Origin of the sequence: Endozoicomonas sp. ALC013, assembly GCF_049310205.1 — a bacterium.
GTDB lineage: Bacteria > Pseudomonadota > Gammaproteobacteria > Pseudomonadales > Endozoicomonadaceae > Endozoicomonas.
Genome location: NZ_JBLYNS010000037.1, coordinates 14,831 through 36,384, shown reverse-complemented (window position 1 = coordinate 36,384; position 21,554 = coordinate 14,831). Strand labels below are relative to the sequence as shown.

Annotated in this window: 17 protein-coding genes; 13 read left to right on the top strand and 4 right to left on the bottom strand. The window is 49.7% G+C overall.

Going from position 1 to position 21,554, the window contains the following annotated elements; all coding sequences use genetic code 11:
* Positions 1-118 precede the first annotated feature (118 nt).
* The 4 genes from ACO6V1_RS09335 (at position 119) to ACO6V1_RS09320 (ending at position 9,184) form a co-directional block, all read left to right on the top strand.
* A complete protein-coding gene (locus ACO6V1_RS09335; RefSeq protein WP_422447725.1) occupies positions 119-2,287 on the top strand; it encodes an F-box/WD repeat-containing protein in 2,169 nt (722 codons plus the stop codon).
* A gap of 141 nt (positions 2,288-2,428) precedes the next feature.
* Positions 2,429-4,531 carry an F-box protein gene (locus ACO6V1_RS09330; protein ID WP_422466642.1) on the top strand — a complete coding sequence of 701 codons (2,103 nt, stop codon included), beginning with the start codon at positions 2,429-2,431 and terminating at the stop codon, positions 4,529-4,531.
* 296 nt (positions 4,532-4,827) lie between these two features.
* Positions 4,828-6,939 (top strand): WD40 repeat domain-containing protein, encoded by a 2,112-nt coding sequence (locus ACO6V1_RS09325; protein WP_422447728.1) that lies wholly within the window; start codon positions 4,828-4,830, stop codon positions 6,937-6,939.
* Between the two features lie 118 nt (positions 6,940-7,057).
* Complete coding sequence (locus ACO6V1_RS09320; protein ID WP_422466640.1) at positions 7,058-9,184, top strand: hypothetical protein; 2,127 nt, start codon at positions 7,058-7,060, stop codon at positions 9,182-9,184.
* A gap of 118 nt (positions 9,185-9,302) precedes the next feature.
* On the opposite strand, the gene ACO6V1_RS09315 is transcribed toward ACO6V1_RS09320, so the two are convergent.
* Positions 9,303-9,707, bottom strand: a complete 405-nt coding sequence (locus ACO6V1_RS09315) for a helix-turn-helix domain-containing protein (protein ID WP_422447731.1) — start codon at positions 9,705-9,707, stop codon at positions 9,303-9,305.
* A 394-nt stretch (positions 9,708-10,101) separates the two neighbouring features.
* Complete coding sequence (locus tag ACO6V1_RS09310) at positions 10,102-10,503, bottom strand: hypothetical protein (protein ID WP_422447733.1); 402 nt, start codon at positions 10,501-10,503, stop codon at positions 10,102-10,104.
* 344 nt (positions 10,504-10,847) lie between these two features.
* Here ACO6V1_RS09310 and ACO6V1_RS09305 point away from each other — a divergent pair, with 344 nt between their 5' ends.
* The 5 genes from ACO6V1_RS09305 (at position 10,848) to ACO6V1_RS09285 (ending at position 15,753) form a co-directional block, all read left to right on the top strand.
* Complete coding sequence (locus ACO6V1_RS09305; RefSeq protein ID WP_422462267.1) at positions 10,848-11,387, top strand: TRAP transporter small permease subunit; 540 nt, start codon at positions 10,848-10,850, stop codon at positions 11,385-11,387.
* Positions 11,384-12,760, top strand: coding sequence for a TRAP transporter large permease (locus ACO6V1_RS09300; protein ID WP_422466638.1), 1,377 nt, complete (start codon positions 11,384-11,386; stop codon positions 12,758-12,760). Before ACO6V1_RS09305 ends, ACO6V1_RS09300 begins: the two co-directional genes overlap by 4 nt.
* 308 nt (positions 12,761-13,068) lie before the next feature.
* Positions 13,069-13,437: a glutaredoxin family protein gene (locus ACO6V1_RS09295; RefSeq protein WP_422447739.1), complete on the top strand. Its 369-nt coding sequence runs from the start codon at positions 13,069-13,071 to the stop codon at positions 13,435-13,437.
* A gap of 7 nt (positions 13,438-13,444) precedes the next feature.
* Complete coding sequence (locus ACO6V1_RS09290; protein ID WP_422466644.1) at positions 13,445-15,241, top strand: DEAD/DEAH box helicase family protein; 1,797 nt, start codon at positions 13,445-13,447, stop codon at positions 15,239-15,241.
* Positions 15,241-15,753: a hypothetical protein gene (locus ACO6V1_RS09285; RefSeq protein WP_422466636.1), complete on the top strand. Its 513-nt coding sequence runs from the start codon at positions 15,241-15,243 to the stop codon at positions 15,751-15,753. The genes ACO6V1_RS09290 and ACO6V1_RS09285 overlap by 1 nt, the downstream gene beginning before the upstream one ends.
* 355 nt (positions 15,754-16,108) lie before the next feature.
* Here the strand turns inward: ACO6V1_RS09285 and ACO6V1_RS09280 are convergent, their stop codons facing one another.
* Entirely contained in the window at positions 16,109-16,852 is a 744-nt protein-coding gene (locus ACO6V1_RS09280) for a type 1 glutamine amidotransferase (RefSeq protein WP_422466634.1), read from the bottom strand.
* A gap of 580 nt (positions 16,853-17,432) precedes the next feature.
* On the opposite strand from ACO6V1_RS09280, the gene ACO6V1_RS09275 reads away from it, so the two are divergent.
* Both ACO6V1_RS09275 and ACO6V1_RS09270 read left to right on the top strand, forming a co-directional pair.
* Positions 17,433-17,918 (top strand): glutathione peroxidase, encoded by a 486-nt coding sequence (locus ACO6V1_RS09275; protein WP_101747585.1) that lies wholly within the window; start codon positions 17,433-17,435, stop codon positions 17,916-17,918.
* A gap of 46 nt (positions 17,919-17,964) precedes the next feature.
* On the top strand, positions 17,965-19,077 hold the full coding sequence (locus ACO6V1_RS09270) for a PilT/PilU family type 4a pilus ATPase (protein ID WP_422466632.1): 1,113 nt from the start codon (positions 17,965-17,967) through the stop codon (positions 19,075-19,077).
* Positions 19,078-19,129: 52 nt separating this feature from the next.
* Here ACO6V1_RS09270 and ACO6V1_RS09265 read toward each other — a convergent pair whose 3' ends face one another.
* A complete protein-coding gene (locus tag ACO6V1_RS09265; RefSeq protein WP_422466630.1) occupies positions 19,130-19,618 on the bottom strand; it encodes a GNAT family N-acetyltransferase in 489 nt (162 codons plus the stop codon).
* A 78-nt stretch (positions 19,619-19,696) separates the two neighbouring features.
* Here ACO6V1_RS09265 and ACO6V1_RS09260 point away from each other — a divergent pair, with 78 nt between their 5' ends.
* Both ACO6V1_RS09260 and ACO6V1_RS09255 read left to right on the top strand, forming a co-directional pair.
* Positions 19,697-20,242, top strand: coding sequence for a hypothetical protein (locus tag ACO6V1_RS09260; protein WP_422466628.1), 546 nt, complete (start codon positions 19,697-19,699; stop codon positions 20,240-20,242).
* 599 nt (positions 20,243-20,841) lie between these two features.
* Positions 20,842-21,330: a hypothetical protein gene (locus tag ACO6V1_RS09255; protein ID WP_422466626.1), complete on the top strand. Its 489-nt coding sequence runs from the start codon at positions 20,842-20,844 to the stop codon at positions 21,328-21,330.
* Positions 21,331-21,554: the final 224 nt, after the last annotated feature.

Genomic DNA, 21,554 nt, shown 5'->3' with positions numbered 1-21,554 from the left:
ACTGCCAAAGCGGTTTTCGGTCAGCCTCCCAGACGAACATTCCGATTGCTGTGAACTTTTGCCCGGCAACCCCATCCAAGATATCTGAATGGCAACCATCTGAAGATCACAATTCACAATGGAACCTCCCGTTACTGTAAACACCAGCGGCAATTATGGCGATGACCCGGACTGCGCCGGAGTAACACCTGAGGTATCCCGTTATGTGTGGAACAGCAACGGTATGTCGGTTGTGCCCTGCCAAGACCAATGTTCATTACTGTATTTGCCTGAGCCTCCCATGCTCAGGCTGTTGGGCTATTTATCTTTCCGGGAGATACTCGCCACCGCAAAAACGTGTACTTATTTAAACCAGATAATCACCGATGAACATCTGCTGGCCAGATCGTGGTTTGCAAAATTGGCAACGCACCAACAGAACCAGTTCAAAGAGATTGCCCGTGACATCAGTGATCGTGACCTGCAGCACTGGCTGGGGCAATTTACCACGGATACAACGGTAGTCGGTAAACTTTGCGGCCAATACCTTGCAGAACAAACAACAGACGAAGGTCGTAAAACCGGTGAAACACAAAAAAGGAAATACTTCCCCCAGGTACTGTTTTACACGGTGAGTAAACTGATGGCTGACTGTCGACAATTCAAACCGGTTCTGGCAAAGAAAATTAATGATGCTCCTGACGCTACTATCAGCCTGAACACCCATGGCGACCATTTAATGATCTTGGGAAACCATCATAGAGGGACAATCTTTGGCTACACAGCGAACCGCCCATGGCATAAACAAGCCAGTTTTAGCTTCGATGACGAGCTCTGCACAGGTCTTCCTCTCGCCAACTTTGAGACCCACGGCCATCATGTGCTGGCCTGTAGAGGACGTACCGCAAAAATCTTCGCATATAACGCCGACAAGAGCTGTACGGAGCAGCTCGACATTTTCCATGGAGGCAGGATCAGCTCAGCTGATTTAAGTTACGATGGTCATCATGCAGTCATTATCTGTGATGATGGCAGCGCCAGAATCCACAGCTGGAACGACACTGGTCACTGGACGCTGGCAGCGGATATTACCGATTTCAGGCGGCACTTGAAGGCTCGCTTCAGCCCGGATGGCAGCCGGGTACTGACCCACTCAAACTCGTGCACAAAAATCCACAGACGGAACGAGGAGGGTGGCTGGACATTAGAGGTCACCAGTGACTTCTATGCCCGATCAGTCACCTTCAGTCCCGATGGCAGCCATGTGTTGATGTACAGTTGTTATCGGGGGATCAACGCAAAGATCGCAAAAATCCTCAGCCTGAACAAAGATGGCGGCTGGCTGGAGAGTGCACCCCTCACTCACAAGGAAGGCTCGGTCATACGGGTTATCGCCAGCCCCGATGGTCGCCATGTCATTACCATCAACCAGAAAGACCGTGAAACTAACAGCATAACCATGAAAATCCTCAGTCGTGACAGCAACAGCGACTGGACAGAGACAACTGACAATATCCCAATTATTCTCCCCAATGATACCCGACTATGGCCCAAATTCAGCCCCGATGGCTGTCATGTAATGATTAGCAAGAGTGATTCTAACCTTGAAATCCTCAGCTGTGACAAACGCGGCAACTGGATGCAGAGCCCTATTCCCTTATTTAGAAAAGGCAAAAGAGCCGTCTTCAGTCCCAATAGCAACCATGCGGCGATCATCGGCGCTGGTTATAGCATCGCCAGTATATACAGTTATAACGCCGCCAGAGGCTGGATAAAAAGCGGCATCATTCCCCATAACCGTGAGGGGCCATACATTGACGCCAGCTTCAGTGCTGATAGCAGCCATATTGTCACTTTCTGTTGGCACGCAGCTTACTGTTGGCCCCCAGGCAACGCCAGTAACGAATTTCAGGCAAAAATCTACGGTCACGATGGGAACGGCAAGTGGCTGCCAAAGGCCGTTATCAGCCATAACGGCCCGATCTATACCGCACGCTTCAACGCCGATGGTACCCATCTGGTAACCGCAAGCGAGGATGGTACTGCAGTAATCCTTGGTCGCTGTGCCGACGGCAGCTGGGTGACTAAGGTCATTCTGGAACATAACTACCGGGTCAATTCTGCCTTCTTCAGTGTCGATAGCAGACAGGTGGTGACCGTAAGTGCCTCGCAAAACGTAAAAATCTGGCGTCTTGTCGCTGCTGGCATGGTTCTGGACAATCCGCCCGGAACTCCACAGGCTGCAACTGGCCAGGGTGTTGTTCTGCATGCTGGCAACCAAAAGCCGGAAGCAAACAGTCAGAATTGAGAAACATGTCAGGTCGTTCTATCGACCCATTCACAGAACCCACGGGAAGATTAATCAGGTTTATTCGAATGCCTTGAACTTTTACCCGGCAACCCCATCCAAGACATCTGATTGGCAGTCACCTGACAATGACAATTAACAATGAAACCTCCCGTTACCGTGAACACCAGCGGCAGTTATGGCAGCAGCCAGGACTGCGTGGGAGTAACACCTGAGGCCCCCCATTGTGTGGGGAGTGCGGGGAGCAGCAACGGTATGTCGGTTGTGCCCAAAGACCAATGTTCATTACTGAACTTGCCACAGCTTCCCATACTCAAGCTGCTGGGCTACTTATCTTTCCGGGAGATACTCGCCACCGCAAAAACGTGTACGTATTTAAACCAGGTAATCACCAATGCAAATCTGCTGGCCAGAAGGTGGTTTGCAACATTGGCAGCACACCAGCAAAACCAGTTCAAAGAGATTGCCCGGGACATCAGTGATCCTGACCTGCAGTACTGGCTGGGACAATTTACCATGGATACAACGATAGCCGATAAGCTTTGTAGCCAATGCCCTGGAAAGCAAACAACAGACGACGATCTTAAAACCTGTGAAGCACAAAAAAGGAAATACTTCCCCCAGGTCCTGTTTTACACGGTGGGTCAACTGATGGCTAACTGTCGACAATTCAAACCGATTCTGACAAAGAGCATTCTTAATAACCCTGATGTCAATACCGTCAGCTTTAGCACCCATGGCGACCATTTAGTGATCTTCAGAAACAATCATACCTGGACAATATTTGGCTTCACAGCGTACTGCCAATGGAATGAACAAGCGGGTTTCAGCTATCATTCCTGGGTCAACCCTCCTTCCCCCACCGTCGAGACCAGCTTCATGACCAGCGGCCATCATGTCTTGGCCTGGGATGGATACCATGTCGCAAAAATCTTCGGCTATAACGCCGATAACAGCTGCACAGAACAACTCTCCATTGTCCATAAAGACAGGATCATATCAGCTGACTTAAGTGACGATGGTCATCAGGTAGTTATTGCCTGTTATGATGGCAGTGCCAAAATCCACAGCTGGAACGTCGCTGGTCGCTGGACGTTAGCTGCGGACATCGCTGATGGCGGGCGGGGCTTGAAGGCTTGCTTCAGTCCCGATGGCAGTCGGGTACTGACCCACTCAGACTCATGCACAAAAATCCACAGGCGGAACGGGGAAGGTGGCTGGACATTGGAGGCCACTAGTAACTTCGATGCCAAATCTGTCACCTTCAGCCCAGATGGTAACCAGGTTCTGATGTTCGGTGTCAGGGGGATGGCAAAAATCCTCAGCCTGAACAAAAATGGCTGCAGGCTCGATAGCTCTACCCTCGGTAACAACAAAAACTGGATCATACGGGCTACAATCAGCCCCGATGGTTGCCATGTCATTACCGTTAACCACCAAAACGCTAAAACTGACAGCATAACCCTAAAAATCTTCAGTCGTGACAGCAACCGCAACTGGACAGAGAAAACCGGCAATATCCCCATTATTAACCCCCTTGACCCTGACCTGCCCCCCAAGTTCAGCCCCGATGGCTGCCATGTGATGGCAGCCAAAGATCTTTCTAACCTTGAAATCCTCAGCTGTGACAAACACGGCAACTGGATGCAGAACTCTATTCCCTTGAGGGGAAAAATTAAAAGAGCCTTCTTCAGTCCCGACAGCAGCCATGCGGTGGTAATCGTCCCAGGTCATCGCTCCGCCAGCATATACGGCTTTAACGCAGCCAGAGGCTGGATTGAAAAAAACATCATTCTCCATGACCACAACAGGCCACAAATTGACGCCAGCTTCAGTGCTGATGGGCGTCATATTGTCACTTTCTGTTGTGGCTGTTGTTGCCGAGCCCATGGCAGTGCCAAATATCACGCAAAAATCTATGGTCGTACTGGGAACGGTAATTGGCGAGAAAGAGCCATTATCACCCATACTGGCCCGATCCGTTCAGCACGCTTCAACGCCGATGGTAGCCATATAGTAACCGCAAGCGCGGATGGTACTGCAGTAATCCTGGGCCGGTATGCCGACGGCAGCTGGGTGAATAAGTCCATTCTGAAGCATAGCTTTGCGGTCCGATCTGCCATCTTCAGTGTTGATAGCAGGCATGTGGTCACCGTAAGTGGCAAACACATTGTGAATATCTGGCGTCTTGTCAATGCGGGCAGGTCTTTGAACGAAACTATGCAAACCGAATTCAGTCCATAGCGATATTTCGGGCCGGAATCTGCGCCCGGTTCCATCAAGAAAGATCATGAGCGGTTGTGAGAGATAGTGAAATTGCCCAACCCTCATGGGAAACCCTATCAGGGCTTCGCTGGTACCATAGATGGAGTTGTGAAAAACGGGAAAGTACCTTCAGACATACTGCGCTTCCTGTGTCGTTTTTGCAGACAAAGCTTCCAGCTTGAGCTCTAGACGATCATTCCGATTGCTGTGAACTTTTGCCCGACAATGCTATCCAAGATGCCTGACTTGCAACCACCTGAAGATCACAATTCACAATGGAACCTCCCGTTACCGTGAACACCAGCGGCAATTATGGCGATAACCCGGACTGCGCCGGAGTAACACCTGAGATATCCCGTTATGTGTGGAACAGCAACGGTATGTCGGTTGTGCCCTGCCAGGACCAATGTTCATTACTGCATTTGCCTGAGCCTCCCTTGCTCAGGTTGTTGGGCTATTTATCTTTCCGGGAGATACTCGCCACCGCAAAAACGTGTACGTATTTAAACCAGGTAATCACCGATGAACATCTGCTGGCCAGATCGTGGTTTGCAAAATTGGCAACACACCAGCAGAACCAGTTCAAGGAGATTGCCCGTGCCATCAGTGATCGTGACCTGCAGCACTGGCTGAGGCAATTTACCACCGATACAGCGGTAGTCGGTAAACTTTACAGCCAATGCCCTGAAGAGCAGACAACAAACGATGGTCTTAAAACATGTAAAGCACAAAGAAGGAAATACTTCCCCCAGGTCCTGTTTTACACGGTGAGCAAACTGATGGCTGACTGTCGACAATTCGAACCGGTTCTGGCAACGAAAATTCTTGGTGTTGATGGTAATACCCTCAGCTTGAACACCCATGGCGACCAGTTAGTGATCTTGAAAAACTTCCGTACCGGGCTAATTTTTGGCTACACAGCGAACAGCTCATGGCATAAACAAGCCAGATTTAGCTTCGATTACGAGCGCAAAACACATCGTCCTCTCTACAACTTTGAGAGCAACAGCCGTCATGTGCTCGCCTGTAGAAAACATACCGCAAAAATCTTCGCATATAACGCCGACAAGAGCTGTACTGAGCAACTCAACATTTGCCATGGAGGCAGGATCTGCTCAGCTGATTTAAGTTACGATGGTCATCATGCCGTCATTATCTGTGATGATGGCAGCGCCAGAATTCACAGCTGGAACGACACTGGTCACTGGACGCTGGCAGCGGATATTACCGATTTCAGGCGGCCCTTGAAGGCTCGCTTCAGCCCGGATGGCAGCCGGGTACTGACCCACTCAAACTCGTGCACAAAAATCCACAGGCGGAACGAGGAGGGTGGCTGGACATTAGAGGCCACCAGTGACTTCTATGCCGAATCAGTCACCTTCAGTCCCGATGGCAGCCATGTGCTGATGTACAGTGATTATGAGGGGATCAACGCAAAGATCGCAAAAATCCTCAGCCTGAACAAAGATGGCGGCTGGCTGGAGAGTGCACCCCTCACTGACAACGGAGGCTCGGTCATACGGGTTATCGCCAGCCCCGATGGTCGCCATGTCATTACCTTCAACCGGAAAGACGGTGAAACTGACAGCATAACCATGAAAATCCTCAGTCGTGACAGCAACAGCGACTGGACAGAGAAAACCGGCAATATCCCGATTATTATCCACAATGGTGCCCGGTATTGGCCCAAATTCAGCCCCGATAGCCGTCATGTGATGGTTAGCAAAAATACATCTAACCTTGAAATCCTCAGTTGTGACAAACGCGGCAACTGGATACCAACCTCTATTTCCTGTCTGGAAGAGAGAAAAAGAGGCTTCTTCAGTCCCGATAGCAGACATGCGGCGATCATTAGCACTGATTATCTCACTACCAGAATATACAGTTATGATGAAGCCAGAGGCTGGACAGAAAGCGGCACCATTCCCCATGACTTTCAAGGGCCAGACAATAACGCCAGCTTCAGCCCTGATAGCAGACATATTGCCACTTTCTGTTGGCACCCGGTTTGCCTTTGGAACGACAACATTCCTGGCAAATTCAAGGTAAAAATCTACAGTTACGATGGGCACGGCAAGTGGCTGCCAAAAGCTCTTATAAGACATGCCGGCCCGATCTATTCCGCACGTTTCAACGCCGATAGCACCCATCTGGTAACCGCAAGCCAGGATGGTACTGCAGTAGTCTCTGGCCGCTGTGCCAACGGCAGCTGGGTGAATAAGGTCATTCTGAGACATGGCTACCCGATCAATTCTGCCTTCTTCAGTGTCGATAGCAGACAGGTGGCGATCGTAACTGGCTCGAACAATGTGAAAATCTGGTGCCTTTTTGCTGCTGGCATGGTTCTGGACAATCCAGCCGAAACTCCATCCCGCCTTCTTCAGTGACGATAGCAGACAGATCTTGTCTAAACGATCATTCCAAATACCTTGAATTTTTGAACTTTTGACCAACTTTTCCATCCAAGGTAACGGACCGGCAATCACCAGACGAGGGCAACTCACCATGGCACTTTCCATTACCGAGAACAACAACGGCCGTTATGGCAGCAGTCCGGAATGTGCCGGAGTAACACCTGAGGCGTCCCGCTGTGTGTGGAGCAGCAGCGGTATCTCGATTGTTCCCGACGAAGACCAGAGTGCATTGCTGAAATTGCCACAGATTCCCATGTGCACGCTGCTGCGCTGCTTGCCTTCCCGGGATATAATCGCCATCGCAAAAACGTGTAAGTTTTTTCATCAGGTAATCACCAGGGAACATGTGCTGGCCATAAGGTGGTTTGCAACATTGGCAGAACACCAGCAAAACCAGTTCAAAGAGATCGCCCGGGGCATCAGTGATCATGACCTGCTGAACTGGCTGGAACAATTTACCACGAATACAGCAGTAGCTGATGAACTCCTCAGCCAATTCCTTCCGGAGCAAATAAAAGACGATGGTCTTAAAACCGGTGAAGCACAAAAAAAGAAATACTTCCCCCATGCCCTGTTTTACAAGGTGGGTCAACTCATGGCTGGCTGTCAACAATTCGAACCGGTGCTGGAAAAGCGCATTTTTGAAAAACCGGAAGTCAATGACGTCAGCTTCAGCACCCATGGCAACCATTTAGTGATCTTCAGAAGCAGCAATACCGCAACAATCCTTGGCTGCACAGGTAACGGCCAATGGCATGAACAAGCTGGCTTCAGCTATCACTCCTGGCGCAACCCCGAAGAACCGGCTTCAACCACCCTCATGACCAGCTTCATCGCCCGTGGCCGTCATGTATTGACCTGGGATGACGGCCATACTGCGAAAATCTTTGCCTACAACCCCGATCACAGCTGCACAGAGCAACTCACTACAGTCTATGAAGACAGGATCATATCAGCTGACCTGAGTTACGATGGTCATCAGGCAGTCATTACCTGTGATGATGGCAGTATCAAAATCCACAGCTGGGACGGCGCGGGTCACTGGACGTTAACAGCGGACATGGCCGATGACATGTGCTGGAAGGCCTGCTTCAACTCCGATGGCAGCCAGGTACTGGCCCGACCATTGTCCCCCTGGACCCCCGGCCCGAGCGCAAAAATCCTCAGTCGGAATGAGGAGGGTGGCTGGACATCAGAAACCATTGGCGACCCCAGTGCCAAACGCGTCAGGTTTAACCACAATGGCAACCCGTTACTGATGTTTGGGTCCAGGGAGATGGCAAAAATCCTTCGCCTGAACAAAAAAGATGGCAACACGATGGAGAGCATCAGACTCAATAACAATGACTACAGTATCATGCATGCTACAGCCAGCCCCGATGGTCGCCATGTCTTTACCGTCAACCAAAAACCCGGAACCAGGAGCAAAACCCTAACCATCTTCAGTCATGACGGCATCGACAACTGGACTGGGAAAACTGACCATATTCCCATTTTTGAAGACAATCATCCTGACCTATCCCCCCAATTCAGCCCCGATAGCTGCCATGTGATGGCTACCGAAGATCTTCGTAGCCTGGACATCCTCAGCTATGACGAACACGGCAACTGGATAAAGAAATCTATTCTCTTGCAGCAAAAAATGAAAAAAGCTTTTTTCAGTCCCGACAGCAGCCATGTGGTAGTCACCATGCCGGATTATGGTGCCTGCTGCTGCATATACGGTTATGACGGAGCCGCGAGCTGGATAAAAAAAGCCACCATTAGCCCTAAACATGTCCATGACTCGGAATTGCCAAAAATTGAGGCCAGTTTCAGTGCTGATAGCTGTCATATTGTCTCTTTCTGTTGCTACGAAGAGAACTTGAATACCGAATATGAGGCAGAAATCTACGGTCGCGATGAGCATGGCAATTGGCGACCAAGAGCCACTGTCACCCATAACGGCCCGATCAACTCCGCACGCTTCAACGCCAATGCCAGCCTTTTAGTGACCGCAAGCGCGGATGGCACTGCAATCATCCTGGGCCGGAATCCCGAAGGCGACTGGGAGAAGAAGACTGTTCTGAAGCATGCCGACCCGGTTCAGTGCGCCGACTTCAGTGCTGATAGCAGGCAGGTGGTGACCTTAAGTGGCAAGTACACCGTGGAAATCTGGCGTCTTGTCGCTGCTGGCATGTCTCTGGACGACACTATGCACGTTGAATTCAGTCCATAGCGATATTTCGGGCCACTGCGCCCGGTTCCATCAAGGTGGCTCGGAAAAAGCTCATAACCTCTTGCGTAAGGGGCGGCGCGTCTAGCGCCGTCCGCTGGGTGCTGTTGTTATGTTTGCTTTACTCCAGGTTTTCTGCCCATGACGTATCGGTTATTCTCGGATCGTCGATTCGCTGGCCGAAGCAGTTGTAATGATCCTCTTTTATCTGCTTGAACACGAACGGCTCGAACAACATTCGATACAGCTTGGAGATGTTGCCCCCTTTCTGGTTAGTACGGTAACAACTTTCTATAAAGCCTTCTTCTTCCAGCTTTTTTAATCCGGCGCTGATGGTGGGTTGACTGGTGCCGACCATATCTGCCAACAGTTTCTGGCTTGGCCAGCATTCGCCTTCAGTATTGGCAAACGTTACCAGTACGACCAGCAAGTATCTTTGCGTCGGTGTCAGCGCCTCCATCCCTTTATTTTTAAGTTTGACCCGAATCATTTTTAACAAACCAATCCCGTAAGCAAAGGAAACCATGCTATACTGCTCCGCGAGCAACAGCTCATATTTTGAGAGGAAAACCCGGTAGGAGGACCAACTCCTGTGACCGGGTTTTTTCTTATGCGCAGCAAATATAGTTGAGCCTCAATAAAAGACAAAAAATATTGATTTTTTTATAAATTTTTTATCTTATACGCAAATCTGCGTAAAGCATCACCCAATCGGGCAGTGAGTGCCAGCCTATCAACCCGTCGATAGCCCCACCGAAATTGAGCGAATTTCAATATCAACCAGTTGATACAAACAAGATTAAAGAACAGTATCAAAGAACCAGTTGCACAATGCGGCCTGCGCGGGTGAACATAACACTCTGCTTATGCAAACTCATTTCGCATAAGCAACATAGCCATCGCCCAGAAACCACGCCCTATCACCGGCCTTCGAGCCTTTTTTTTATAGCGATCATTGTGTTTGTTCTTGTATCTCTGTGTTGTCGCTGACGGACTTTTTTAATCATGTTTTCATGCCATTTGGGAAAATCAAGTATATCCACACCTTCCTCCTTACCTTTTATAACTCTGTCTCTCCATGCCTTCTTTGTTACAGGGAAAAGTTTCTCATATCTATCCTTTCTTACCATGTATTCCGTTTCTGTAAAATCATAGCCATATCCATTTGTGCGGCCATATTTGATTGCTTCTTCTATCCAGTCTTCAAGTTCATTAATATATTCAAACTCGGTTTTCATTTCTTCTTCTGTGACTGGTTCCTCGTCCCATTCAGCCCCAAGATAAAACTCTATACGTTCTCCCAAAAATCCAAATTCCGACATAATTTCTTGACCTGTCATCCAATAAACAACCAAGTATAGACTGCCCCCAAAGGACGCCCCCTCCCCCCTCTGCCAACACAATACCGGTAATCATCACCGGACACCTTTCGCGGCATGGAAAACATCAACCTTCACAAAGCTCATGAGCGGTCGTGAGATAGTGAAATTGCTCAACCCTCATGGGAAAGCCTATAATGGCCTCGCTTAACGTGTTCTGTTTACTGCACTTTTTTAATCAAGCATCAAAAATGCCCCTTTCAGGGTCTGGTAATGGAACACTGAAAAATAATGATAATAACAAGCAGCCAAGCATTGAATGCGTTGGCTGTCGGGGGAAAGACAGTATGAATCCCACCTGGAAACTTGCCAGGTCGGTGGTGGCCGCCATCGACCAATTCACAGAACACACCGGAAGATTGATCAGCTGGCTGACATTACTGCTGGTATTCGTCGTCTGTACCGTGGTGGTTTTGCGCTACTTGCTCAATATCGGCTCCATCGCCATGCAGGAATCGGCCATGTATCTGCACGCCATGGTCTTCCTGGGTGCCAGCGCCTACACACTCAAGCACAATGGCCATGTCCGGGTGGATGTCTTCTATCGAACCATGAGCCCACGGAAGCAGGCACTGGTCAACAGTCTGGGCACCGTGTTCCTGTTGCTACCGGTCTGTCTGTTTATTGGTGCGATGAGCTGGGATTACATCGCACGTTCCTGGCACATTCTGGAACAGTCCCAGGATCCCGGAGGGCTGCCTTTTATCTATCTGCTGAAAAGCCTGCTCCTGGTGATGGTGGTTACCCTTCTGCTTCAGGGCGTTGCCGAACTGATGCGTTCTCTGATGATCCTTACCGGTGCAAGCCGCCAGGAGGGCAGATCATGATGGACGCCATTCCTTTTCTGATGTTTGCCACCGTCTGCCTGGTGCTGCTGGCTGGTTATCCCGTGGCGTTTTCCCTGGCAGGTACCGCCTTGCTGTTTGCCGGAGCCGGATCACTGTTTGGCGTATTTGATTTCTCGCTGATGAACGCCCTGCCCAGCCGACTGTTTGGTGTTATCACCAACCAGACCCTGATTGCTGTGCCACTGTTTGTCTTTATGGGCGTGATGCTGGAAAAATCCAAAGTGGCAGAAAGCCTGCTGGAAAGCATGGCAAGGCTGTTTGGCAAAACCCGGGGCGGCCTTGGTCTCTCGGTGATTGTGGTTGGCATGCTGCTGGCCGCCAGTACCGGCATTGTCGGTGCCACGGTGGTCACTATGGGTTTGTTATCCCTGCCCACCATGCTGCGTCGGGGCTATTCCCCGGCACTGGCAACCGGTACGATCTGTGCCACGGGGAGCCTTGGGCAGATCATTCCCCCCTCCATTGCCCTGGTGCTGCTGGGCGATGTGTTATCCAGTGCCTACCAGCAGTCACAGATAAAGATGGGTGTCTTCTCACCGGATACGGTGTCGGTTGGCGATCTGTTTGTTGGTGCCATCATTCCCGGCTTGCTGCTGGTTTTCTGTTATGTCGTCTATCTGGTGGTGGTTGCCCGCGTTAAACCGGATGCTGCACCGGCAATGACCGACGACGATCTGGCGTCCATGGGCAGCAACCGCTCCCTGTTATCCTGCCTGTTGCCACCGCTGGTGTTAATTGTCGCGGTGCTGGGCTCGATCCTGGCGGGTGCCGCAACACCAACCGAAGCGGCCAGTGTCGGTGCGGTTGGTGCGATCCTGCTGGCGATTCTGCGCCGACAACTCAGTATCAAAACGCTGAGAGAAGTGGTTCGCTCAACGACACAGGTCACCTGCATGGTGTTCATGATTCTGATTGGAGCTTCCATTTTTTCCCTGGTATTTCGTGGCTTCAATGGTGAAGAGTTGATTCACAGCTATTTTGAAGCCATGCCCGGCGGGGTGTTTACCGCCGTACTGATTGTCATGCTGGTGATGTTTCTGCTGGGCTTTATTCTCGATTTTATCGAGATTACCTTTGTCGTCGTGCCCATGGTTGCCCCTGTGCTGCTGGCGATGGGGCTGGATCCGGTTTGGTTGGGGATTATGATTGCAGTCAATCTGCAAACCTCATTCCTGACGCCACCTTTTGGTTTTGCCCTTTTCTATTTACGGGGGGTTGCACCGCCAGAATTGGCGACAGCCGATATCTACAAAGGGGTGATTCCCTTCATCATCATTCAACTGATGGTATTGTGTGCGTTAGCAATATGGCCAGAACTGGCAACCTGGTTGCCGGATAAGGTTTATAACTAGTTCATGGTTTCAATGAGTTTGACGTGTACAGTCTCCGTTCACACTGAGCGGAGTCGAAGGGTGCTTGGCACGATCTATCAGAGTCCGGAGTTTCCGCCTTTAAGCCCTATGGGTCCTTCGACAGGCTTCAGGACGAACGGAGTGCGGAGGCACGATAACCACTCATTGAAACCATGCAAAATATAATTGTCATTTCTTATCCATGGCACATCATACATCGGGCACTTGATTTCGTATAAATCCATGGCCATCAGTCAAAGGCTTTGGCTTAACTGATACAATGGGACTTTTCACTGGTACTCAAACCTATGTTATTAAAAATTATTCGTAATGTATTAGGCTACGGTATTGCGGCAGCGGATAAGCTGACCCGCCCGAAAGCGATGGCACGTTCACCGGAGCAGCAGGCCCGGGTGGATGCACAAACAGCCGATATGACGCTCTACCAGTTCACGGCCTGCCCTTTCTGTATCAAAACCCGCAGGGCCATTCACATACTGGGCCTGAATATCCAGACCCTGGATGCCATGAACGATACTCAGGCCCGTAATGCGCTGCAACAGATGGGCGGCAAGGTTCAGGTGCCTTGCTTACGTATTCAGGAAACGGGCAAAGACGATATCTGGATGTATGAGTCCGGCGATATTATCCAATATCTGCAAAAGAGCTTTGGCTAATCCCGAAATGGTCTACCAGCTCCGCCCCTATCAAAAAGATGCCGTTCACAGTGTGATACGGCATTTCCGCAAATCCAATGACCCGGCCCTGCTGGTGCTGCCCACAGGTGCTGGCAAGAGTCTGGTTATCTCCGAGCTGGCCCGCATTGCCCGTGGCCGCGTTCTGGTTCTGGCCCATGTGAAAGAATTGGTGGAACAGAACCACGGCAAATACCAAAGCTATGGATTGCAAGCCTCCATCTTCAGTGCCGGACTTGGGCAGAAAGAAGCCTCTGAACAGGTGATATTTGGCAGTGTGCAAAGTGTTATCAGGAATCTTGAACAGTTCCAGAACGCACCGGACCAGAAAGCATTTACCCTGCTGGTTATTGATGAGTGTCACCGGGTATCCATGGAGAAAACCTCCAGTTACCACAAGGCCATTGACCACTTTAAACGCCTGAATCCAAACCTTAAGGTTCTCGGTCTGACAGCAACCCCCTATCGCCTGGGGATGGGCTGGCTGTACCAGTATTATCAAAGCGCTGAAAATAAGGGGACGGTCAGAACTGAAGAGCCTCGCTTTTTCCAAGAGTGCCTGTTTGAGCTGCCACTGTCTTACATGGTTGATAATGGTTATCTCACGACACCCGAGGTGGTTGATGCCCCCATTGTGTTCTACGACTTCAGCCAACTCTCCCGGGATAGCTTTGGACGTTATGGCGAACAGGAACTGAATCAGCTATTGAAAGGGAAAACCCGGGCCACCCGGGAAATCATCAATCAGGTAAAAAAAGAAGCCGCTACCCGTAAAGGTGTCATGGTGTTTGCCTCTACGGTAGACCATGCCCGTGAGATTATGGGTTACCTGCCAGACGATGAGAGCGCCCTGATTATTGGCGATACGCCCGCAAAAGAGCGGGACCGTCTGATTGCCGCGTTCAAACAGCAGCAGCTTAAATTCCTGGTGAATGTGTCAGTGCTCACCACCGGTTTTGATGCCCCCCATGTAGACCTGATCGCCATACTGCGGCCAACAGAGTCCGTCAGCCTTTATCAGCAGATCGCTGGCCGGGGGCTGCGCCTGGCACCGGACAAAAAAGAGTGCCTGATTATTGATTACGCGGGCAACCGCTTCAGTTTATACAGCCCGGAAGTGGGCGAACCCAAACCGGATTCCAAAGCGGTGCCCGTCACGGTGCCCTGTCCTGCCTGTGGCCATGAGAACCATTTCTGGGGAGTGGTCGATGGCGATGACGATCTGGTGGAACACTACGGTCGACGCTGTCAGGGCTTTGCAACGTTTTTGGCGGATAACGGCAGCGAAGTGAAAGAACAATGTGAGTTCCGCTACCGCTTTAAGGAATGTGACCAGTGCGGTGCTGAAAACGATATAGCCGCCAGAAAGTGTCACAGTTGCCAGCACGGACTGGTTGACCCGGATAAAAAACTTCGAGAGGCTCTCAACCTGAAAAACTGCCTGGTGATCCGCTGCTCTGGCATGGAAATGAATGCGGATAAAGACACTCAGGGCAAACAGCGCATCCGGATCACCTACCACGATGAAGACGGTGCCGAAGTCAATGAGTTCTTCAGGCTGGATACCCCTTCACAGCAAGGTGCGTTCTATCATCATTTTGGCAAGCATGCCCTGATTAATCGTGCTGAGCCATTCCGGGCGTCAACGGTGGATAATGTTATCCACAGTCGCAAGAAATTTCGTAAACCTGACTTTGTGATAGCGCAGAAGGAAAAGCATTACTGGAAAATCATTGATAAGCTGTTCGACTACGATGGCAAATACCGCAAGGCCGAAGCGCTCTGATGCACGTCACTTATCACATAACCGGGCAAACCCAGAACCGCATCAATCAGTTGATGATAAAATACAGTCCGAAGCATACGCTGGTCATCTGGATTGCCTCACTGGCCTGTTTGCTGATGCCGCTGCTGGTCTTTCGGAACAGCCTGAGCAACATTCTACTTTCCGGACTCTTTGGCTCTGCCTTAATTACTTTCCTGATACTGAATCTTGGCCTCAGGTATGCCGTGCATAAACGCTTTGGTCTTCATTACCAGCCGGACCTTGACCTGGAAACCCGCACTCTGTGCCTTGAGGAACATGGCATCAGCATCCATTCATCATTACTGAAACCGGCTTTTCGACCCTACAAGCAGGTAAAGATGATCACGGTAGAAGACAATATTATTGTCATCGCAGGAAAAAGCGGCTGGCTGGAGATGATCCCCCGGGATCAGGTTACAGAAGGCAACTGTGGATTATTGCTGGATACGCTCTGCCAGAGAGCCGGGAAAAAAATAAAAAGTTCCAGCTGAGGCAATAAAGATAAACTAAAATTTTGTCAGGTAAACAGCACTGCACGGTTTGAATAGCGATGTGCAAGCTCCCCGTTATTACTCTGTTATTGGTTACCTTATTATCTGCCTGCATCACAGAAAGTCCGGTACATGGCAATAAATATGCTGACAAAAAGAGCGTCAGCGGCTGGCTGGAAATACCACCAAACCCTGAGATGCTGAACATGGCAAAATTTGCGGCCAGGGACTTACAAAACGACTCGGTACTGAAAGTAACAGAAGCAAAACGCCAGAATATCCTTGGCACCTGTTATCTGCTTGCTTTTCAAATGAGCAGTGGTACACAGTGGCAAGCGGAACTTTACCAAGACCCTTACGGTAAACTGACTCTGCTTGAATTGTTAAGCCCATTTCCCGCAAGAAAATGAACGATAGCCTCGCCTGCCTGAGCCCGGTCATCAGGCAATCCAACCGCTCCCAACGCCTTATCAATTAATCGATCACCCACCATGGTGCGCAGCCTATCGCACACATCCATAAAAAATCCGTCGACAAATTCAGGATGCGCCTGCCAGGTCAGGATGGAAGACCCCCGTCGAGTAATGGCGTTCTCGCAGAAATCCGAGGTTGCCAGCACGGCAAAGCCCGGAGCCACTTGATCCACCTGATCCTGATGCACAGCCAGAACACGAATCATGCTACCGGACTTAAAACACCCGAAATCACGCAGCGCTTTCACCGGATAAGCACCTAACCCCCATCCTCCGGGAAACTTACGAACACTGCCTCCCAGGGACTGATGAATAATCTGATGACCAAAACAGATGCCCACCAGCAATGCATCACTCCTGGCAAGGTCGATAATCAACAGCCTGAGTTTCAGAATCCACGGCTCTGCATCATAAGCAGAAGACTTGCTGCCACTGATAATCCACGCGTCACATTGGTCAACGGAGGATGGAAAGCGGCCTTGGTAACAGCGCCAGACAGAATACTGCCACTGACCGGGCATCACCCGGTCAACCATCATTTTGTAATCATTATCAAAGGTGCCAAAACGCTTAATAGAGTCTGGATGATGTTCATCGCACAATAAAATACCCAGTCGCCTGTTCAATGCCAGCTTCCCCGAAACCTGTCTTCTGCATTAGTACAGTCTATATCGACAAGAAGCCCATTGCGGACACAAAGCAAACATACCTCCCAGAGCCTGCTATACAAACCATGGTTGCCTCTACAACATCACAAAGCTGATATCAGTTGCCCCCACGCCGAGGCCATAACAAGCTTGAACAAATAATTAAATTTTTTTTCATCCAGAACTTGCGTTATCCACACACCCAACATTATAATGAGAATCGTTATCATTAAGATTAAAGATGTTTCATATCAGGCTCAACCTGACTCTCCCCAAGCCTTTGTTGAGCCACCCAAGCACTTAACCTGTTGACTTATGGAGGGACTGCCATCGAACGAAATTTCAGACCTGACTAACTGGCAAATGCCAGTGATTCGCAAATCCTCATCTTTAGGGCCTGAATTTCAGGCCTTTTTTTTGTTGTTTCCTGATCCGATCCTGTCCATTATTGATAAGCTGAAAAATTGCATGTTACGTGTGCAGCAAGATATTGGCTATCAAGCACCTTTCGGATGGTAACCCTGCTGCATTGGTCTAATCAGAAAAAGAGCCGCTACCGATGGAACTACAGAAGTACAAAATGCCCTTGCTTGGCGGGGAAATGAAAGAACTCGCTGACTATGAGAACAAGGTCATTTTAATCGTCAATACTGCCAGTAAATGTGGCTTCACTCCCCAGTACCAAACCCTTGAAGAGCTATACAACAAATACAAGGACCAGGGGCTGGTCATCCTGGGCTTCCCCTGTAATCAATTTGGTCGTCAGGAACCCGGGGGCAGTGAAGAGATTGGTGCTTTCTGTCAGAAGAACTACGGGGTTACCTTCCCGATGTTTGAGAAAATTGAGGTGAATGGTGATCATGCCGCGCCACTCTATAAAGATTTAAAATCCGAAGCGCCCGGACTGCTGGGTACTCAGAAGATAAAATGGAACTTTACCAAGTTCCTGGTCGGTCGTAAGGGCGAGATCATTGACCGCTATGCCCCCACCACCAAGCCGGAAGATATCGAAGAAGACATCTGCAAAGCATTAAGAGAGAGCTGAGCGAGCCGACAAACTAAGAGTCTCAACAACCTGACACTCTTATACCGTGGATATTAACAAAGCACTCTCCCTGCTGGCTGATCGCAACGGTTCAGAACTGTTTCTGACGGTCGGCTACCCCCCCTGTTTGAAAATCAATGACCAATTGGTACCGATAGCCAACACCTCGCTGACCAGCGAGCAGGCCCACCATATTTTTGCCAACATGATGGGCGAAGAGCGCTTTAAAGAATTCTGTGAGACCCGTGAAAGCAATTACGCGATACAGAACCCGGAGTCCGGTCGTTTTCGTATCAGTGCGTTCTTCCAAAGAGGGGAACCCGGAATGGTGATCCGGCGCATTCACCACCATATTCCTTCCCCCCGGGAGCTTGGCCTGCCGGATATTTTCTGCGACCTGATTCTTCAGGAGAGAGGTTTGATCCTGATTACCGGGCCAGCAGGTGCCGGTAAAACAACCGCGATGGCATCACTGGTGAACCATCGCAACACTACGGGTAAAGGGCATATCATCACCATTGAAGACCCTGTTGAATTTATCCACAGCCATAGGCAATGCATCGTCACCCAGCGAGAAGTTGGACTGGACACCCAATCTTATGAAGAAGGTCTGTCGAACGCCCTGCGTCAGGCACCCGACCTGGTGGTGATTGGTGAGATCCGCACCCCCGAGGTGATGAGGCATACCATTGAGTTTGTGCAAACGGGCCACCTCTGTATTGCAACCCTGCATGCCAATACGGCCTATCAGGCGCTGGAGCGGATCATTCACTTCTTCCCCCGGGAACAGCATGAAGAGGTTCTTCTGGATTTATCACTGAGCTTGCAGGGAATCCTCGGGCAACAGCTGCTCAGCTCTGAAGATGGTACGGCCGCCTATCCTTCCCATGAAATCCTGTTAAATACACCGGCGCTGGCCGATCTCATCAAAAAGGGCAAAGTGGATGAAATCCATGACCTGATGGAGCGCTCCAAAGACTCGGGTATGCAAACCATTGACCAATCCATATTCAAGCTGTTTGAGGCTGGAAAAATCACCGCCCAGCAAGCTATCCAGCATGCTGACTCCTCCAATAACATGCGCCTGCTCATAAAGATGCATGGTCATCAGGGAGGGGACGATAATTCCCTGTCACACTTGACCATTTCCACGGATTGAAGCAGCCTGAGCATAACACGGTGCAACAGGTATTTATCTGCTGCACAACCACCTACCCATGCTCTTCTATTAATGAACGCTGCCAGATGGATGTATCAATAATCTGATCAAACTTAACACCACAGCGCTCCATCACTCCCACCTTTCTATACCCCAGTTTCTGATGCAATGCCTCGCTGCGCTGATTGGGCAGGGCAATCACACCAATCATTTCCCGAATCCCCAACGCTTTTGCCGCACTGAATAACGCCTGATACAACAAGGTACCCATGCCACGTCCACCAGCACCATCGCGCAAATATATGGAACCTTCCGCCGTATACCGATAGGCGGCCCGAGCATGATAATGGGCAGCATAGGCATAGCCGAGTACCTCACCCTCCTGTTCATAGACCAGAAAACAGTGTGCTTTCTCCAGCCTTTTCCCGATCTCTTCAGGGGTCACAGGATTAACTTCAAAAGTAACCGTACTGTGCAAAACATAGGTGTTGTAGATATCCGCTATCTGGGCACAATCATCTGGTTTGGCGGTTCTTATCATCAATGTACTGCCTGTCCATCACAAAATTATGTGAATGCAGCATATTTGAAATAACCATGGAAATCACTGCAAACCGACATGATTGTGTCAGCACCACTGACCGGCCTGTTATCACCTTTGCAGGGAACTAAAGGTACGATCTTCCTATCAAATTCTTTGAACAAACTATTGAGGATCATACCCATGACAGGAAAAACACACTTAAGCATATTCTTTGCAACACTGCTCTGTATTAGCTTTTTCAGCTTTGCGGAACCTGTTCAACCATGGAAAACGGGGAACATAAAGTTGTATGGCTTGCTAATACCAGTAATCCAGGCAGAAGAAGGAGACATCAATGGCTTTATTGCCTGTTATTCACATGACATGGAAATGCCATCTTACCCCGTCGAAGAAGACATTTACGTAAAAGGCTTTGTCTCTATGGAAGGGGGGCAGTACAAAGGACGCATTTTTCATCCCGAAGGGTATTTAGATATGGATATCAGCCCTGTATATACAACACCCAGCACTATATGTCAGGAGTACATACCCTCCTGCCAGGATGAGAACACTGAATGCTGGGCAGGCGGTGATACCGGCGGCTACTTTGGTCACCTTCTTCGGGCAATTAATGCCGAATGATACTCTTTCGGAGTCGTTCCCGGGGTTCCGGGGCTGTCACGAAAGTCGCATAAGCACTGGAACCACAAAGGGCACAAAGTATTTTTATACTTAGTGCCCTTTGCGATTCCTGAAAACGCTTTTTGATCTGTCTTTTACGACAACTTCTTCCGAATACATACCGAACCTCTCCGCAAATTCAGCACCGCCATTAAACTCTCATGTCACCTTATCCAGTAACATCACTTTTCAGGTGTCTGCTCTTATCCAGAAAGATATACATGAACCAATTAATTAGTTGATTTCAGAACTATGTCAAACTGTGGTTCAAAGACAGAATAAGAAAAGAGGTTACTTCATTGATATAAGTCAATTGCCACACATGCGACTTTCTAGGTATTTTACGCAAGCCGACAGCGACATACCGAGCATCCACCCTTCAAACAAGCAGTGCAAAGCCTCAACGAGAGTGAATTCCACAGACACCTTGTTGCATCAACTAATATCTTGCGGCTCTTTTTTGAAAAATTTCTTTAACTTGAGACGTTTTGAGCCCGCTGCCCATAACGACAGTTAAGCGGTTTAAAGCAGTATCAATGAATACCGTGAGGGTATTTTTTGTGAACCGAATGGTAAGTGTATTCATGGCCGTTGTGCTTGCGGCCTCGTTTATGATGTCTACTGCACAGGCTGCAGAAAAAGTCCGTTCCCAGATGCTGGCCTTTGTGGTCACCAGTGAGAATGGTAAAGAGACCCTGAAGAAAGCCGCCACTGCCGAGCCGGGCAACGTACTGGAGTATCAGCTGGCCTATACCAACACCTCAGCCGAGGCCATGTCAGGCCTGAATGTGGCGGTGCCGGTACCGGCCAACACCCGTTATCTGGACAAAACCGCCATTACCGGAGTGCCCAGCCGCTTTGAAGTAAGCATTGATGGCGGAAAAACCTGGGAAGGCGAACCGGTTAAACGACTGCGTAAAGATAATAATGGCCTGCTGAAAGAGATGGTAGTTCCGGCCACGGAATACACCAACCTGCGCTGGCTGGTTCAGCGTCCATTGAAAGGGGGCGAGGTTCAGCAGTTTACATATCGGATTCAAGTGATCTGATTCTACGCAACCAGCCCACTGCCATCAGAAGAAGAACAGCGCAGCCCCTCCACGGGGTGCACCCACCGGGGAATTCTTGAAACGCTTGTTTGACACCTTGGCCTGGTGCCGGGAGATGACGGCTTTGTCCACAGAAAAAGGCAAGTCATCAACAAACGTACAGAGAGTGGTAAAGCAAAAATAATTTCAATTCAACAATAATGCACAGAGCAATGCTTGGTCGA